General features: G+C 44.5%; 17 protein-coding genes and 1 riboswitch. Of the genes, 5 read left to right on the forward strand and 12 right to left on the reverse strand.

Annotated elements, in window-relative coordinates; all coding sequences use genetic code 11:
* Complete coding sequence (locus tag ACQKFO_RS13980) at positions 1-1197, reverse strand: M20 metallopeptidase family protein (RefSeq protein WP_427599410.1); 1197 nt, start codon at positions 1195-1197, stop codon at positions 1-3.
* Between the two features lie 266 nt (positions 1198-1463).
* Here ACQKFO_RS13980 and ACQKFO_RS13985 point away from each other — a divergent pair, with 266 nt between their 5' ends.
* Positions 1464-2636 (forward strand): SEC-C metal-binding domain-containing protein, encoded by a 1173-nt coding sequence (locus ACQKFO_RS13985; RefSeq protein ID WP_427599412.1) that lies wholly within the window; start codon positions 1464-1466, stop codon positions 2634-2636.
* 84 nt (positions 2637-2720) lie between these two features.
* Here ACQKFO_RS13985 and ACQKFO_RS13990 read toward each other — a convergent pair whose 3' ends face one another.
* From ACQKFO_RS13990 to ACQKFO_RS14010, 5 genes are all read right to left on the reverse strand, one after another.
* Positions 2721-3536, reverse strand: coding sequence for a MetQ/NlpA family ABC transporter substrate-binding protein (locus tag ACQKFO_RS13990; RefSeq protein ID WP_427599413.1), 816 nt, complete (start codon positions 3534-3536; stop codon positions 2721-2723).
* Positions 3537-3557: 21 nt separating this feature from the next.
* Positions 3558-4223, reverse strand: coding sequence for a methionine ABC transporter permease (locus ACQKFO_RS13995; RefSeq protein WP_044338425.1), 666 nt, complete (start codon positions 4221-4223; stop codon positions 3558-3560).
* Positions 4213-5226 carry a methionine ABC transporter ATP-binding protein gene (locus ACQKFO_RS14000; protein ID WP_427599415.1) on the reverse strand — a complete coding sequence of 338 codons (1014 nt, stop codon included), beginning with the start codon at positions 5224-5226 and terminating at the stop codon, positions 4213-4215. The genes ACQKFO_RS13995 and ACQKFO_RS14000 overlap by 11 nt, the downstream gene beginning before the upstream one ends.
* A 70-nt stretch (positions 5227-5296) precedes the next feature.
* A riboswitch (SAM riboswitch) is annotated at positions 5297-5402 on the reverse strand.
* A 488-nt stretch (positions 5403-5890) separates the two neighbouring features.
* Entirely contained in the window at positions 5891-6586 is a 696-nt protein-coding gene (gene chbG / locus ACQKFO_RS14005) for a chitin disaccharide deacetylase (protein ID WP_427599416.1), read from the reverse strand.
* A 20-nt stretch (positions 6587-6606) separates the two neighbouring features.
* On the reverse strand, positions 6607-7332 hold the full coding sequence (locus ACQKFO_RS14010; RefSeq protein WP_427599418.1) for a GntR family transcriptional regulator: 726 nt from the start codon (positions 7330-7332) through the stop codon (positions 6607-6609).
* Positions 7333-7553: 221 nt separating this feature from the next.
* On the opposite strand from ACQKFO_RS14010, the gene ACQKFO_RS14015 reads away from it, so the two are divergent.
* Genes ACQKFO_RS14015 through ACQKFO_RS14030 form a run of 4 tightly spaced genes read left to right on the forward strand, consistent with a single transcriptional unit; the run spans position 7554 to position 10812 of the window.
* Positions 7554-8861, forward strand: coding sequence for a 6-phospho-beta-glucosidase (locus ACQKFO_RS14015; RefSeq protein WP_427599420.1), 1308 nt, complete (start codon positions 7554-7556; stop codon positions 8859-8861).
* 23 nt (positions 8862-8884) lie between these two features.
* Complete coding sequence (gene celB / locus ACQKFO_RS14020; protein WP_427599422.1) at positions 8885-10177, forward strand: PTS cellobiose transporter subunit IIC; 1293 nt, start codon at positions 8885-8887, stop codon at positions 10175-10177.
* Positions 10174-10494, forward strand: a complete 321-nt coding sequence (locus tag ACQKFO_RS14025) for a PTS lactose/cellobiose transporter subunit IIA (RefSeq protein WP_427599424.1) — start codon at positions 10174-10176, stop codon at positions 10492-10494. The genes celB and ACQKFO_RS14025 overlap by 4 nt, the downstream gene beginning before the upstream one ends.
* Positions 10495-10506: 12 nt before the next feature.
* On the forward strand, positions 10507-10812 hold the full coding sequence (locus ACQKFO_RS14030; RefSeq protein WP_427599425.1) for a PTS sugar transporter subunit IIB: 306 nt from the start codon (positions 10507-10509) through the stop codon (positions 10810-10812).
* Between the two features lie 98 nt (positions 10813-10910).
* Here the strand turns inward: ACQKFO_RS14030 and ACQKFO_RS14035 are convergent, their stop codons facing one another.
* The 6 genes from ACQKFO_RS14035 to ACQKFO_RS14060 form a co-directional block, all read right to left on the reverse strand.
* A complete protein-coding gene (locus ACQKFO_RS14035; protein WP_282138643.1) occupies positions 10911-11129 on the reverse strand; it encodes a DUF2922 domain-containing protein in 219 nt (72 codons plus the stop codon).
* Positions 11130-11169: 40 nt separating this feature from the next.
* Complete coding sequence (locus ACQKFO_RS14040; protein WP_113970394.1) at positions 11170-11388, reverse strand: DUF1659 domain-containing protein; 219 nt, start codon at positions 11386-11388, stop codon at positions 11170-11172.
* Positions 11389-11515: 127 nt separating this feature from the next.
* On the reverse strand, positions 11516-12895 hold the full coding sequence (locus ACQKFO_RS14045; RefSeq protein WP_427599426.1) for a Glu/Leu/Phe/Val family dehydrogenase: 1380 nt from the start codon (positions 12893-12895) through the stop codon (positions 11516-11518).
* A 166-nt stretch (positions 12896-13061) separates the two neighbouring features.
* Complete coding sequence (locus ACQKFO_RS14050) at positions 13062-14060, reverse strand: LacI family DNA-binding transcriptional regulator (RefSeq protein ID WP_427599427.1); 999 nt, start codon at positions 14058-14060, stop codon at positions 13062-13064.
* A gap of 7 nt (positions 14061-14067) precedes the next feature.
* Positions 14068-15108: an aldose epimerase family protein gene (locus ACQKFO_RS14055; protein WP_427599428.1), complete on the reverse strand. Its 1041-nt coding sequence runs from the start codon at positions 15106-15108 to the stop codon at positions 14068-14070.
* Positions 15109-15110: 2 nt separating this feature from the next.
* Entirely contained in the window at positions 15111-17069 is a 1959-nt protein-coding gene (locus tag ACQKFO_RS14060) for a beta-galactosidase (protein ID WP_427599429.1), read from the reverse strand.
* Positions 17070-17130 lie beyond the last annotated feature (61 nt).

The raw sequence follows: 17130 nt of genomic DNA on the forward strand, positions 1-17130 counted from the left end.
TCAAGACTCCTTCTTCTCAAGCTTTTTCAAGGTATCCAGAGCAAGCTGGGCCATCACTTCAACCCCTTTAGGCAATGCACTTTCATTTAATTTAAATCTCGGATCATGGAGTGGATATTGTGGTTCTGTATCCTTCACAGATGTTCCCAGCCAGTAGAAGGCACCTGGATATCTCTTCAGAAAGCGTGAGAAATCCTCTCCTCCAAGAGACGGTGAGACCACTGGCGAAGCTGCTTCCCCAAGTACTTTTTGTGCAGCGTTACGCACTTCATCCGCCCATTGAGGCGTGTTGACCGTCGCGGGATATCCATCTAAATAGTCGATGGACATTTGGGCACCGAAGCTTTTTCCGACTCCTTCAATGATGGAGTGGAAACGGTCCTTCACCATTTCTTTTACTTCCGGCTTGAAGGTTCGAATGGTCCCATCAAGGGTGACTTCATCGGCAATAACATTGTAGCGGTAGCCTCCTTCGATTTTTCCGATGGTGAGGACGGCAGAATCAATGGGATCTGTGTTTCGGCTCACGATCGTTTGAAGCTGTGTGATGAGGTTGTTGGCAATAATGATGGCGTCATTGGACTGATGAGGCATGCTCGCATGTCCACCAGATCCTTTAACGGTAATCTTAAAGCGGTCCGAAGCCCCCATGATTTCATGATGGAGAACCCCGATTTCCCCGACAGGCAGGTCCGGCCAAACATGCTGACCGAAAATGACGTCAGGCGTATATTCGTCGAATACCCCGTCGTCCATCATTTGCTGAGAACCTCCTACAGGGGCATTCTCCTCCGCCGGTTGGAAGACAAGTAGAATCGTACCTGCTATGTCCGATTTCAGTTGATTCAATACTTTTCCTGTACCAACGAGCATGGCCGTATGGGCATCGTGACCACAGGCATGCATTTTGTTGTGGATAATGGATTTATAGGAAAGATCATTTTCCTCCTGGATCGGCAGAGCATCGATATCAGCCCTTAGTGCGACCGTGCCTCCTGGCTTTTCTCCTTGTATGATGCCAAGCACTCCTGTTTTGGCATAGCCCGTTTTAAAAGGGATACCTGCTTCCGATAATTTTTCCTGAATCGTTTTTGATGTTTCAAACTCCTCTCCACTGACTTCAGGGTATTGGTGAAGATGTCTCCGTAATTCAATGACCTCATTCTCTACTGATTGGACAAGCTGCTTTAACTTCATGAAAAATCTCCTTTTTCGGTCGAATGATTATTTAAGGAAAAGTTCCTTAATAATACCGTTAATAAATATATTCGATACAAAGTTGGAAAATCCTATGTAGATGGGGAAGTTTTTTATAAAGAATAGGGACGGACCTCCGCATTTTGCGGAAAGTCCGTCCCTATCACCTTTTTCTGTTCTAGCTTTGAGTTTGAGGTCCGTCCCTCTTTCCTTTTCCACCCCCACCCTTTACACTTAAAGAAATTATAATGATAAAGGATGGTTGGATGAATCGTTTTGTTGAAAGAGTCGAACCGTGTTTTTTGAGTGAAGATCCGTTTGTGCAGAGATATGCGATAGAAATGCTGGAGGGTACTTATTTAGCGGATGGGAATACATTTTTGACTGGTTTGAAAGCCGTTGATCGGGGACCGGTATCAGAATATTCTTCCCCCATTCTTCCTAATTTAATATACTTACCCCTTAATGAAGAAGGCCTGAAAGAAGTAGTAAATCGATTAGATGTCATGGGTAAAAAGGATAACAACCGACTGTTCTACATTCAATTAGTTAAAAACGCCAGCACGGAATTATTAATTACATACAGAAATAGAGTAAAGCAATATGTTAGTGAGGAACAGTTAAAAGAAGTAGAGAAGCTTCCTTCTTTAACTATAGAAGGGCTCTACATGGCGTTAGCTGACGTGATGGCCTACTTGGATGAGAATGAGTTTGATCAAGCCCTTTATGATCATGGGAAAAGAATCATTAAAGAGCTGGTTAAAAAAGGCGGCATTGAAAGCTGGGAAGTACAGAATGGACTTCAGAACAATATGGATGAAGATGCGTTTTTCGGATTTGAAGGGATTTATCACGTCTACATGGCCGGTGAATTACAGGAAGAAAGTGTAGTCCCACAATTAGTGAGTCTCTTCAAAAATGAAGAGGAAGGCGACTTTTTATTTGAGGAAACTGCAAATTCCCTGGTCAAAATAGGGACGGACCTTGTCGTACAAGAAGTTGAAAAAATAGCACTCTACGGGAACACCTACTTCTATTCTCTGGACGTACTGGGAAGGATCAAAACCAAAGAAGCTGAAAAGGCATTACTCAGACTGTTTGATCAAGCGGATGACCTAACTGCCAAAACGATCATTGCAGATAATCTATGTCGACATTTATCAACAGATGCCTTCCCCAAGATAGAAGGTTTAATTGAAACAGGGTATGAAGATGGGCTGCTTTGTTTAGAAGAATCACTATATGTCAATTGCGTCATGAATGGCATCCAACACCCCAAACTTCCAGAATGGAGACACTTGCTTGAGGTAATGGAGCTTGAAATGTTGAATGAGCCAGCCGCGCTAATTCCACAACCCATCATAAACGAAGAAAAAATAGGACGCAATGACCCTTGCCCATGCGGCAGCGGAAAAAAATATAAGAAGTGTTGCCTATAAAGTAAGGGACGGACCTCCGCATTTTGCGGAAGCCCGTCCCTATCGCTTTCTTATATTAAAAATTCCGATTAGAGGTCCGTCCCTCTACTCCATCCACTCAGGCTTACCGAAGCCTTTAAATTCTTCATCGATGATTTTCTCGAATTCGTCTGCTTCGACGACTGCTTTGATGTCTTTGGCCAGCTGTGAGTCGACGTCCTTCGTATTTACAACCACTCGGTTTCGATACTGATCAGGCATGTCCTCCAGCTGAAGTGCATCAAGTAAGTCCATGTCGGCAGCTAGTGCGTAGTTCCCTGGAACCGCAGATAGATCCACACTGTCAACGGCTCTTGGAAGCTGAGCCGCTTCGATCGGTTTGAACTGCAGGTTTTTCACGTTTTCAGCAATGTCTTTTTCTGACACAGTCAATGGATCTGTATCCGGCTTTAACGTGATCAGTTTCGCGTCTTCTAAAATCTGAAATGCCCGTGCTGCGTTCGTTGGATCGTTTGGAATGGCAATGGCGCTGCCTTCTTTGATGTTTTCAATCGAATCAAACTTCTCCGAGTAGATTCCCATTGGAGCCGTTGGTACGACAATGACTTCGGATAAGTCCATGTTATGCTGTTTCGCGAAGGTTTCCATGTAGATTTTATGCTGGAAAAGGTTTGCATCCAGATCTCCCTGGGCCAGTGCGTTGTTCGGCTGGATGTAATCACTGAACTCCTTCACTTCAACCGTGTATCCTTTTTCTTCAAGACCGGGCTTGATCGCTTTTGTCACCATATCACTGTAAGGTCCGGATGTCGCTCCAATGGTCACTTCTTTTTTGTCTTCCGAGCTTGCTTCGTCCCCTCCGCAAGCTGCAAGAATGCTCATTGTTACCGCTAATGCTACGAATAAAATCAATTTTTTCACTTATTGTCCCCCCTAAAGTAGTTATCGTTTATCGACTAACCGTGCAAACACATCACCCGTATATTGGATGAGCTGAACTAAACAAATTAAAATGACAACGGTCGTGATCATCACGGTATTGTCATATCGGTAGTAACCGAAGCGAATTGCCAGGTCCCCGACTCCGCCTCCACCGACGATGCCGGCCATGGCTGAATAGGCGACTAAACTGATCGTTGTAATCGTGATCGCTTGAATCACCGCCGGACGAGCTTCCGGTAACAGCACGTCCTTGATGATCATCCAAGGGCTTGCTCCTACCGAAACCGATGCTTCAATGACACCTTTATCAATTTCGCGCAATGACGTTTCTACCATTCTCGCAAAAAACGGAATTCCCGCAACAGAGAGTGATACGGATGCTGCCGTCGGTCCAATCGTGGTACCGGTCAATAGTTTGGTTAATGGTAAGAGTGCGACTAATAGAATGATGAACGGAACCGACCGCACCATATTGACGACAAATCCAACGACCTTTTTGATCAAACTATTTTGTAAAAACAAGCCTTTGTCTGTTACGAAAAGAAGGATCCCCAGCGGTAATCCCACTAAAATCGCGACTCCCAGTGAAATCCCCACCATATATACCGTTTCAAAAAAGGCTTTATTCAATTCTGGTAAAATCGCAGTCAATGAATCAGGCAGCATCCTCAAGCACCTCCAAGCTCTGCGTCTTCAGCGTGATGAACCGGATCGCCGCTTCAATTTCTTCATGGGAACCGATCAGTTCCATGATGAAAATCCCCAGTGGCACTTCCTGAATATATTCAATCTTGCCATGCAGGATATTGCCTCTTACTTTGTATTTCTGGAACACTTCCGATACGACGCTTTCTTCTGCAATCGATCCTTTGAATTGGATTTTGATCAGTTTTCCTTTTCTTGATTCCACAAGGTGCTGCGGGAGTTCAAATTGAAGGATCGTTTCAATGAATTGCTTCGTTAAAGGCTGCTTCGGTTCGGCAAACAAGTCGTATACCGGACCTTCCTCCACGATTTTCCCGTCCTGCATCACGGCCATCCTGTCACAGATTTCCTTCACCACTTCCATCTCGTGGGTGATAAGAACGATCGTCAAACCCAATTCTTTGTTGATTTTCTTCAAAAGCTTCAAAATGGATTTCGTCGTATTCGGATCGAGTGCCGATGTGGCTTCGTCGCAAAGTAAAACCGATGGGTTATTCGCAAGGGCCCTTGCAATACCGACTCTTTGCTTTTGTCCTCCGCTGAGCTGGGCCGGATACGCTTCAGCTTTATCTGAAAGACCGACCATCTCCAGGAGCTCGACGACCCTGGGTTTGATTTTCGCTTTCGGCACACTCGCCGCTTTCAAAGCAAAAGCCAGGTTGTCAAACACCGTTTTGGATTTGATCAGGTGAAAATGTTGAAAGATCATGCTCGTTTTTTGACGGGCGAGTCTTAGTTGTTTGGACGTGAGCTTTGTAAAATCCTGTCCGTCAATGATGATTTCTCCTGATGTAGGGGTTTCCAATAGATTCAAGCAGCGAATAAGTGAACTCTTCCCCGCTCCACTGTATCCGACGATTCCAAAGATCTCACCCTTTTCGATCTTTACGGATACGTTATCGACACCGACCACCGTTTGCTTTTTTGTACTGTAGGTTTTAACTAGATTTCGAATCTCGATCAATGCGCACACCCCTTTTTTGTCCAATAAAAAATGCCTCTTTCAACTGAAAGAAGCATCGCCTGTTTATCTCGACTTATCTCTCAGAATGAAATCATTCTGCAGGAATTAGCACCGTTCCAATACTGGAGGTTGCCGGACGTCATAGGGCCTGATCCCTCGGTCACTCTGGATAATTGAAAGTATGTAATTTTCTAAATTTTTATCTTATAGAGGATAATACTGGGTATGTGAATGGAAGTCAATAGGAAATTTTTCAGTTATTTTTATGTAAGCGTTATCTTCGTTGGTGTACTAGGGAAGGTTTTTTTGTTTGGTGGACTTGGGTTTGATTCCGGGTGTTGGTTATCCATTTTTTTACAGTTGATAATATATTCTTAAAGTCGATAATATATCTCTAAAGTTGATAATAAAAGGACAAAAGTCGATAATAAAACTTCTCTTATCCTATCAATCCATGTATTTCACACCGATTTCAGATAAATTCATTCCTTAACACCATCTCAAAGACTTAAAAACCACACTAATAGTAATAAAAACCAATTCTTTTCACCTCGAATCTCCAAAACCAATACAAAAAGGCACTACCTTCCAAAGCAGCACCCCGATCATTTGTCATAACAACTCACAACCAAATATTCTAATCTCTCAAACAGCCAAACGAAAACTAGAAAGTCCACTCCTTAATCCCCGTCAACACATCCAACTCCCTCAACCTCTGCTCACAATAAGATGAATTCCCTTTCAAGTATGTATCAACATAAGCCGGATGACACATAATCTCAAGCGTCTCCCCTTCATCTCTGCTGTCCAATATCCTCTTCAATCCTTCAACCGTCACTCCGTCCCCATAAAAGTCCATCGAGAAACGATCGGTTAACACATTCATTGCGTCAAACCCATCACAGGGCACATTCCGGACCGGAACCCCAAAACGCTCCGACAATCTCTTCACAACCCGGATCAAAGGCCGAAAGCTATGAACATGGTGATGACTATCTATATGAGAAAGGGGCAGACCGAATGATAGGAATTTATCCATCTGAGCCTCCCATTCCATTTCAACCTCATCCACATTGATTTCTTTTTCTTCAAAAATCCCGCTGGTGTAACGGAAAAGCCCTCTCTCATTAACAAGAGACTGTACTCCGCCAGAAACTGGTCTCCCGCATGTCAGCGTTAAATGAATCCCAACCTGTAATTCCGGATAAATCTTCGCCAATTCCACCGCATGCAGAGTTCCCGGCATATTGACCAGCATCGTTGTTGAGTTGACAATTCCAAATCGATGACTATCAATAATGCCGTAGTTCACTCCCCGGCATAAACCAAAGTCATCTGCATTGACGATCACATTCCTCATAATCCCCCATCCCCTTTTCGCTAATAGGTTCTTTCTACAAGAAAGCTCGCTTTATCTCCTCTGAAGATCGCTTTGGAAAATTCGATCACCGATCCATCCTCTTCAAAAGCAGTTGTTTCTATTATAAAGCAAGGTGTCCCCTCTGGTACCTCAAGCTTCTCTGCCACTCGTTCATCTGCTAAAAATAACTCGATCGTTTCGACGGTTTTTTTAATTTTTATCTCAAACTGTGTTTCCAGGAGTTTGTAAAGAGATCTTTCACATTCTTCTTTATCAAGCCCGGGCGTCTTGTACCAGGGCAGATAGGCCACCTCATATTGCAGGGGCAGCCCGTCTGAATACCGGATTCTCTCTAAACGATTGACGGGATCTCCATTCTTCAATTCCAACGCTTTTTCCACTGTTGATTCTGCCGGGATGACATTCATGCTTAGTACCTTGATCTTAGGTTTCTTACCTTGTAATCTCAGTTGCTCTGTATAGTTGTCGATCGTCGAAGACAGGATTTGACTGACTTTCTGTTCTGCGACGAAGGTTCCTCTTCCTTGCTCGCGATACACGTAACCTTCAAGTGTCAGCTGCTGGAGCGCAGTCCGGATCGTCGTACGACTGACATTGAACTTTTCGCAAAACTCCGCCTCTGTCGGCAGTTTTGTATTCGGCGCATATTCTTTATTTTTAATCATGTGGATGATTTCTTCTTTTACATGCGAATGCAGGGCCTTTGCTTCTTGTGTCTCTTTCATTCTGTTTCTCCCTTCCACTTTCTTCCTATATTTGTTATAACACATCCACGTTCAATTCTCTATTCCTATTCATTTTATCATAAAAATAATTTGTTATTACAACTAAATAAATTTCAGTCATATATTTTATATTTGTTACTACAATATATAGACGAGTGAAAATTTGTATGATACATTATAAAAAATAGAAATCGCTTTCAAAATGAAGGGAGATCGGCAGAATGTCATTAAAGGTGGTCATAATCGGAGGCGGATCAAGCTATACACCAGAAATTATCGAGGGGTTCATCCACCGATACAAATCTTTTCCTGTCACGAATATAACGCTTGTAGATATCGAATCAGGGAAAGGGAAGCTTGAAATCATCGGGCAGTTTGCTCGTCGAATGATCCAAAAAGCAGGTGTACCTATTGAATTGGAATGGTCTCTTGACCGGCGGGATGCCTTGATTGGCGCTGACTTTGTGACAACACAAATCAGGGTCGGCGGCCTCTCAGCCAGGGAAAAAGATGAACGTATCCCGTTGAGTCTTGGCGTCATCGGTCAAGAAACCAATGGAGCAGGCGGTATATTCAAGGCATTGCGTACCATTCCGGTCTTAATGGAAATTTGTCATGACATCCAACAGATTTGTCCACATGCATGGCTTATTAATTTTACCAACCCCGCAGGAATTGTTACAGAAGCACTGCTGAAATACAGCACACATAAAAAAGTCATCGGGGTGTGCAATATCCCTTTCAACATGAAGAACAGTGTGGCCGAGATGATGAATTGCTCTGCAGATGAAGTACAAATCGAATTTGTAGGAATGAATCATTTTGTGTTTGGAAAAAGGGTTTGGGTCAATGGTCAGGATGTCACCGATCAGGTTCTGCAAAAACTGATCTATCAAGAAATGGATTACTCACCGGCCAACATCGTCTCCCTCGGATGGTCGAAGGAATTTTTACAAGCCCTCGGGATGCTTCCCAATCCTTATCATCAATACTATTTCCAACGGGACTCTGTGTTGGAAAAGGACCTTCAAGCTTATAGAGAAAACGGAACACGGGCAGAGGTTGTTCGAAAAGTTGAAAAAGAACTTTTCATACAATATATGAAAGAAGAATTAAACGAAAAACCAAAAGAACTGGAAAATCGAGGAGGTGCTTACTACAGTGATGCTGCCTGCAGCCTAATGACGAGCATTTACAACAACTCAGGTGACATCCAAACCGTCAACACACTGAACAGAGGATCCATCCCTGACCTGCCACACGACGCTGTCATCGAAGTAAACGCCGTCATTACGGGGGACGGACCTCGGCCAATCTCCATCGGACCGCTTCCTCCCTCAGTCAAAGGGATCATCCAACAGATGAAAGCGTTCGAAGAGCTCGTCATTCAGGCAGCAATGTCCGGTGAGTACAATCATGTTTACCAGGCCATGGTGATGAATCCGCTAGTACAGAACGAAGGGGTAGCAAGACAGCTAGTCGATGAATTATTGGAAGCTCACAAAGAGTTTTTACCGCAATTCAATTAATCTAGTAAATGGGGGAAAGAGAAATGAGTAAAGTAATGGGGTTTATGGAAAGTAAGTTTATGCCTATTGCAGGAAGAATCGGGTCACAACGACATCTCGTCGCCATCCGTGATGGATTCGTTTCGATCATGCCGCTGATCATCGTGGGATCTTTGGCTGTTTTATTAAATAACCTGCCGATTGAAGCCTTTCAAAATTTTATGGTCGCATTATTCGGTGAAAGCTGGAAATCCGTTGGCGGGAATATGTGGAATGGATCATTCGCCATCCTCGGACTGCTCGTCGCTGCATCCATCAGTTATCATTTAGCCAAGTCCTATCATATCGATGGGTTATCTGCAGCATTGATATCGATCGCTTCACTCATCATCCTCACGCCGGTAACCGAAGACTGGGGGATTTCCTACGCCTGGACCGGAGCACAAGGGATATTCGTCGCCGTGATCACGTCCCTCCTTGTCACAGAATTATTCAAAGTGTTGATTCGTTCGAAATTTACGATCAGTATGCCGGACGGTGTACCCGAAGGTGTTGTAAAATCATTCAAAGCCCTGATTCCTGCAACGATTATCTTGATTCTTGTTGGTCTTATTCAAGCTCTCTTAACTTCTTTTGCAGAAAAAAGCATCTTTGAAATCGTGTTCACGGTGGTTCAGGAACCATTGCAAGCCGTCTCCAACTCATTGCCATCAGCCATAGTTGTAGCATTCTTAAATCATTTCCTTTGGTTCTTTGGCTTACATGGCACGAACATATTAGGTCCGATCATCGAACCGATCTATCTTCCTTTAATTGAAAAAAATCAGCAGCTGTTCGCAGACGGCATGAGTGCCTTCGACGTTCCTTACATTGTGACGAAACCTTTCTTCGATGCTTACGTGTACATGGGTGGATCCGGTACGACGATCGCCTTGATCATCGCCATCTTCCTTGTAGTGAAAACGAAGCATTACCGCACAGTCGGAAAACTGTCTGCTGCACCTGGAGTTTTCAATATTAACGAACCGGTCATCTTTGGTCTTCCGATCGTGTTAAATCCGCTTATGTTTATCCCGTTTTTACTGGTACCTGTCGTATTGACGGTTACATCTTACCTGGCACTGAGCTTAGGAATCGTACCTAAAACCGTCGCGATTGTTCCTTGGACGACACCACCAATCATCAGTGGCTACTTGGTAACGGGTGGATCCTGGAGTGGAATCGTGCTGCAACTTGTGAACCTGACAATCGCTACACTTATGTACATCCCATTCCTGCTCGCATCTGAACGTGCCCAATTAAAGAAAACGACCGAAACGAGTGATAAAATCGCATGAATGCTGAACAACATTTGACCTTAGAAGAAATATCTTTTCATATCATATTACATGCCGGAAACGCCCGGTCCTCCGCCATGGAAGCCCTGCAAGCCGCCAAGAAAAAACAATTCGAAATAGCAGAGGAAAAAATGGCTGAGGCAGCGAATGAAGTACATCAAGCTCATCACTATCAAACTCAGTTACTTCAAAAAGAAGCAAGTGGTGACACACAGAATCCTACGATTCTATTGATCCACGCCCAGGATCATCTCATGAACGCCATCACCGTCAAAGAACTGGCCCAGGAAATCATCGAAATCCATCAAACCAAGTAAGGAGTGCTCCCTATGAATATCATGCTGGTCTGCTCGGCAGGCATGTCAACGAGTATGTTAGTCCAAAAAATGCGTAAAGCCGCTGAAGAAAAAGGCCTTGAAGCCACCATTAATGCTACATCTGAAGCTGACTTAAGCAATCACTTAGAAAAACTGGATGTGATTCTCATCGGTCCCCAAGTCCGCTATCTATCATCTAAAATCATTGAAAAAGCTGAGCCCCATCAAATTAAGGTGGATGTGATCGATGGGATGTCTTATGGGATGATGAATGGTGAGAAAGTATTGGAACAGGCTGTGAATTTGTTGGGGAAATGATATTTTCATAATGGAGAGTGACCTGAAATGGGTCACTCTTTTTTTGTTGAATAACATGATGAAAGTGTCCCCCCGTTGAGGAGAACACTTTCATCCGCCTACATCACATCATAATCCGTTACATTACGCTCGACCACCCGTGCTCCTTCCACACTCACAAACATTCCGTTCGAACTTCCAAACACATTGGTCGCAATCAGGTTATCCATCGCTGCTTTCACCGCCACCGTATCAATCGGCTCGATCGGGTCATTGATGGATAGCTTAGCTGACTTCCCCGTTTCGGTTGTAAATTCCAGTTCCAATACTTTTGCCATGTTGCATCTGCCTCCTTTCTATTAAACTATCGGTCATCACTTACTCGTTAATGTCGAAGGTTTCGACCTTCTCGATGTTGTTTAATCCCTTTGATGAAAGACTCGCCACGGATAAAGCCGCGCTGTTCATCTCATCTGCCGTTGCCAGTGCATTGATGTAACTGTACGACTTATACACGATCTTAGGATTCCCCTTCTCATCCAGGCCATCATTGTAAGCCAATCTTATCCTCGTAGATTTCAAATCCGCTGTTGCCATGTGCCTCACCTCCTTTCACCCCTTATATAGGGGATAGGGAGAGTGAAGGACACCCCCGTTTGAAAAAAGAGGGACGGACCTCGACTCCTAGTATCAGCTCCTAGGAATGGAGGTCCGTCCCTCGTTCTTAATATAGTTTTCCTTGCCTGTATAGAACCGTGGATAGTTTCATGACGGAGTGGATGTAGCAGTTTTGGCGAAGTGGGAATGGGTCGCCGAAGAATAGTGGCAGGACGGTGTCCATGGTTGATTTCATTTTGTCGTAGAGGAGGTTGAATACTTCTTCCTCTGTGTAGAACTGTGTTTCCCGTCCTTGCAGCCATTCGAAATAGGAGACGATGACCCCGCCGGCATTGGCCAGGATATCGGGGATGATAATGACGCCTTTATCACTTAAATATTTATCCGCTTCTGTTGTGATTGGCGCATTGGCCCCTTCCACGATGATTCTTGCTTTCACCTTTTCTACATTATCCTTGTGCACCTGATCCTCTAATGCCGCTAACATCAGAACGTCCACATCCAAATACAGAACCTCTTCACGACCACGAACCTCAGCCTTCACGCCGATTTCCTTCAACTGTTCATCCTTCGTGGGAAGATCTCCCTTATTCTTCATCGTAAACTCGACCAAAGCTGGAATATCAAGACCATCCGAGTTAAACAACGTCACATTCCGGTCACTCACCGCCACCACTTTATTCTGTAAATGAGTGGATTGATAGGCTTCAAGTGCCGCAACCGACCCTACATTCCCGAACCCCTGCACTGAAATCGTCAAGGGACGGTCCTCGAAATCGAGAGCCGTTTTCGCAAAGACATTATCCGTCTTCGTTAATAGACTCTTCTGCTCCCTCACAAAATCATGAACGAGATAGCGGAATGTAAAGAAGACACCTTTTCCCGTTGCCTCTCTCCTGCCCAACGAGCCGCCGTTCACAACACTCTTCCCCGTAAAGCTTCCTCTATAAGGCATCCCAGGCCGGATGCTCTTGTACTCCGCCATCATCCAGTCCATTTCACGTTCCCCTGATCCCATATCAGGAGCCGGGATATCTTTATCAGGTCCAAGGACATCGCTGAAATATTGGACATACTTCCTCGCAATCAGATGAAGCTCCTTCTCCGAATACTCACGGGGATTCAGAATGATCCCGCCTTTTCCTCCGCCGAATGGAACATCATGAAGGGCATTCTTCAACGTCATCAAGGAAGCCAGATTCACGACCTCTTCCTCATTCACCGTCTCATGAAAACGGATCCCTCCCTTATAAGGACCCAGGGCATTATTATGCTGAACCCGGAATGCAGGGATCCTGACCACCTTCTCATCCTCCAAAGGAATCCTCAAATACGATTTATGTACGTGGTTCGGTGTCGACAGAATGGACGTCAGCGACGTAAACGCTTTCTTTCTCGTCTCACCTTTCACTTCGGGTAAAAATGATTCGTCCTCTAATAAAGCATCCAATGACTTCTGAACAATATCTCTCGTTTGGCTGATCAAATCGGGTCCCTCCTATTGGTTTGAAGAAAATAATGGTATTTATTATAGTGTTACCCTGTCACCACTGGTTAAAAACGACTATTCTTAAACTCTCATACCGACACCACCCGCCGAGCAGAAAAAAACCACACCTTATCCCAAAAGGTGTGGTTCTAAAAATCACTATTCAATGACTGCTTTTTCTAATGACAAGTTCGGATGAAACCAACACTTTATGAGTGACTTTCTGTTTTTGTTCAAGACGCTTCATCATGAAGTCAACAGCCGTTTCCCCCATGATTTCAGTTTGTACTTTGACAGAGCTAAGTGGTGGATACACATACTTCGCAACACTAATGTCATTGACGCCGATAATATTCACCCGGTCAGGCACGCTGATTCCCTCTTCATGAAGAGCGCGCAAAGCACCGATGGCAAGGGAATCATTGCCGCAGAAGAATGCCGTTGGCAGTTTGTCACCATGCTCTGCGATCGCTTTTTTCATTAAGTCGAAGCCATCGTCCACCGTAAAGGAGCCTATATACATGGCTGATTCTGACAGCATCCCTTTTTCGCCCAGGTAATCCTTGAAGGTAGCTTCCCTCGAATCAGGTATGCGCCTTCCACCGTTTTCTTTAAACGTTTCACGGCCACCTATATAACCAATTTCAGTGTGTCCTTTTTCAACAAAGTGGTTCAACACCTTCTTAGTGGCAATGGAGAAATCAGTGAGGACAGAATCAAAATCCTCACCTTCCGGACTGAAGTCGACGAATACGATGTTCTCCGTTATGCTGTGGAGCTCCTGTACCTGATGGGGACTAAACTTTCCGATCGCCACCACACCATCGAATTCTTCTTTCTTCATTTCCTCGAAATCATTTTGAAAGTACTTCACCAGATTCAGCCCGTATTGCTGACAGCGCTGCTCGGCACCAAGGCGGATCGACATATAATACAGATCGTCCAATTCCTCTTTTTCCGTGTACCAATTAAAAATCGCGATGCTGGATTCCATTGATTTTCGCGGTGCTTTCTTTTTCTTATATTCCAATTCCTCGGCAATTTCAAAGATCTTTTGTTTCGTTTTATCCGGTACAGATAAACTCTTGTCGTAATTCAGTACCCTTGAAACCGTCGAGATTGAAACACCCGCCTTTAACGCAATATCTTTAATCGTTGCCATTTTGAATCTACCCCTGTTCGTTTAATACATGAAAACTATAAGTGGCGGAAGCTTTGTACACTTCCCCTTCTTTGACCATGACCGATGGGAAATGCGGGTGATTTACGGCATCCGGGTATCCTTGTGTTTCAAGGCAAAGACCGAGATGCTCACGACCTCTGACACCGCCCGACAAGAGATCGTCGGTCAGATGATTCCCCGTATAGAGGACGACCGCTTCCTGATCCGTTTCCACCGTCAACGCTCTGCCACTTTCTGCGTGTGAGAGGGCAATTCCCTGCTCCCCTTTATTTAAGATAAAGGCATGGTCATATCCTTCTTTCTGACCTGACTGCATTCCTTCATAAATGGTTTGTCCGTCATGAAAATCAAAGGCTGTCCCCTCTGAAGGAATCAACTTTCCTGTCGGCACTTTCTCCCCGGAAAGTTCAAGGATCCAATCTGCCTTCAATTGCAATCTGTGAGACAATATATCTTCTTTGTAAGCACCACTCAAGTTGAAGTAGCTGTGGCTCGTCATGTTAATGGGAGTGTCGCAATCCGGTTCTGCTCCATACTCAATGAGAAGTTCATTGCTATTCGTCAGGGTATAGGTCACATCCACCTTGACGTTCCCAGGATAACCCTCTTCTCCGGCACGACTAAAATAGGATAGGCGGACACTTACTTCTTCCTTTTTAACCGACACTTCCTCGACCGACCATATCACTCTATTAAATCCTATTTTACCACCATGCAAGTGGTTGCCGCTATCATTAGGGGTCAGCTCAACTTTTTTTCCCTGGGAGGGGTAGTCTGCCTGACCGATTCTGCCGGCAACCCTTCCTATCAGGGCACCATAATAGTGGACGTGCTGGACGTATTGCTCTAACGTGTCAAAACCAAGGACGACATTCTCAAGGACCCCATCCTTGTCCGGGGTGAGGATTTTCGTAATGGCCCCTCCATACGTAATAAACGTCATTTCCATTCCGGAATCATTTTTTAACGTGTACGACTCAACCGCTTTTCCGTCCATTTCGCCAAATGGCTTTTTGATCACATCCATGTTCATTCACAATCCTTTTTCAACTCGGATATTACGCAGTCATAAGGCTGTAAAACCACTTCACCAAACGTTTCTTCATAGCCATTGTGGTTAATGATCATCTGATACGTTTTAGCTTCGACTGTTCTCGTAACCACCTCAACCCCAGGATTTGTTTCCACCGTTTCAATTCTTGAGTCAGTTGTGATTTTTCTTGCAATCACGTTCATGATTTCTTTTTCGATCCCCGCACCGATGTAATACGCTTTCCCCGAGCCGAATGTATTTTCCGTTACACAGGCGTATTCATTATAAAATGAGTCGTCGTAGCGATAAAGGGTATCGGCCGTAATCGGGTTCACCAGATCACGCCAGTATTCAGCTATAGTGGTACGACCTGAATCCGTTGACACGACAGGAACAGCTTGTCCTTCATGAAGAGATTCGGATTCCTCCACTTCAATACCTAACAATGGAGACAACCCTCCCGGAATCATTTTTCCAAATAACAGATTGTTATCTTTATCCTTCACTCCGGCACGGTACGACACGAGGACCGTCCCTCCGTTCTTGGTAAATTCTTCAAGTCTCTCCGTCAATTCGGCATCCATCAGCTGCGGTACCGGTACAAGCACCACCTTGTATTGTGAAAAATCCTGATCGTATTTCAACACATCGATCATCGTGTTTTGTTTATGGAAAGGTTCATACAACCTGAGAACTTCTTCAGTAAAATCAATGCTCGGATTCTGCTGTTGAATTCTCCATGACCACACATTATCGAAGTCGTATAGAAGTGCGACATCTGCTTTCACCGGTGAATCAAAGAGATTCTGATATCCTTTGACTTCATTGAAAAATTGCTTCACTTCATTGAATTTCCGTGTCGTCCGGTTATTGGCATCAAGGATTCCAAGACAATACTGCTCAGCTCCGCGATTCATTCCACGCCAGCGGAAGAACAGCATATTGGAACATCCATGAGCAAAAGCATGCCACGCCCATACCTTCGCCTGGTTCGGTCTCGGTAAGTACCCAATCACATCATGTCCTTGAGCTCCCATTAATTCTTCAACAATCCAGAAATTCTGTTTCTTTAATCCCCGTACAAAATCGAGTGTCATGGAAAGGTGGGCGGGGGAAATCGGTTCCTTCAACCCTCCCCACACGGGATAATTGTCGTAGGAAACAAAATCGAGATCTCTCGAAAATTCATTATGATCAAACCATTTCCCGAAGAAACCGCCTGGAAGGTTCGTTGTCACGGTTTGATGAGCGCCTTTCAATCGTCTGGCAAGCTCCACATGCTTAAGGGCAAAGCCGCTCAAAGAAGCGGAACGAAAACGGGACCAATCGAGCATCATGGTCGGGTTATGAACCGTGATCGTTTGTTTGGGTACGGGAATTTCAGAGAACCCGTTATACGTCTGTCCCCAGAAAATCGTTCCCCAGCGCTCGTTCAATTCATGTACCGACTCATATTTCTCTTGGAGGAAAGCCTGAAAACCGTGTTGGCAGCTCGAGCAGTAACACATATCACTATCTTCATGTCCGAATTCATTGTCGATTTGCCATGACACGATGGCTTCTTCATCACGATAATGATTGATCAGCTTTTCAGCAATTCGCAGGGCGTATGCTTGGTACGTTTCAGAGTTATAGCAATACTGCCTTCTTCCCCCGAACGACTTTTTCACCCCGTTGATATCTTCAATGAAAATATCGGGATGTTTGTCAGCAAGCCATGCAGGAAATGTCGCGGTCGGTGTCCCGAACATCACTTTCATATCGTACGCCTTCACACGCTCGATGACATGATCAAAAAAGGAAAAGTCAAAGCTGCCTTCTTCCTTCTCCATTAAGTGCCAGGCGAACTCGCCGATCCTGACCATATTGACACCCATGTCTTTCATCCGTGAAAGGTCTTCGTCTATTAAATCAATATCCCAATGTTCCGGGTAGTAATCTACGCCTAAATACATATCTATCACCTGTTTTAGTTTAGTATAGAGAAAATAAGAAACCTGGGCTTCATTGGTTTCT

Source organism: Rossellomorea sp. NPDC071047 (genome assembly GCF_050270195.1).
GTDB lineage: Bacteria > Bacillota > Bacilli > Bacillales > Bacillaceae_B > Rossellomorea.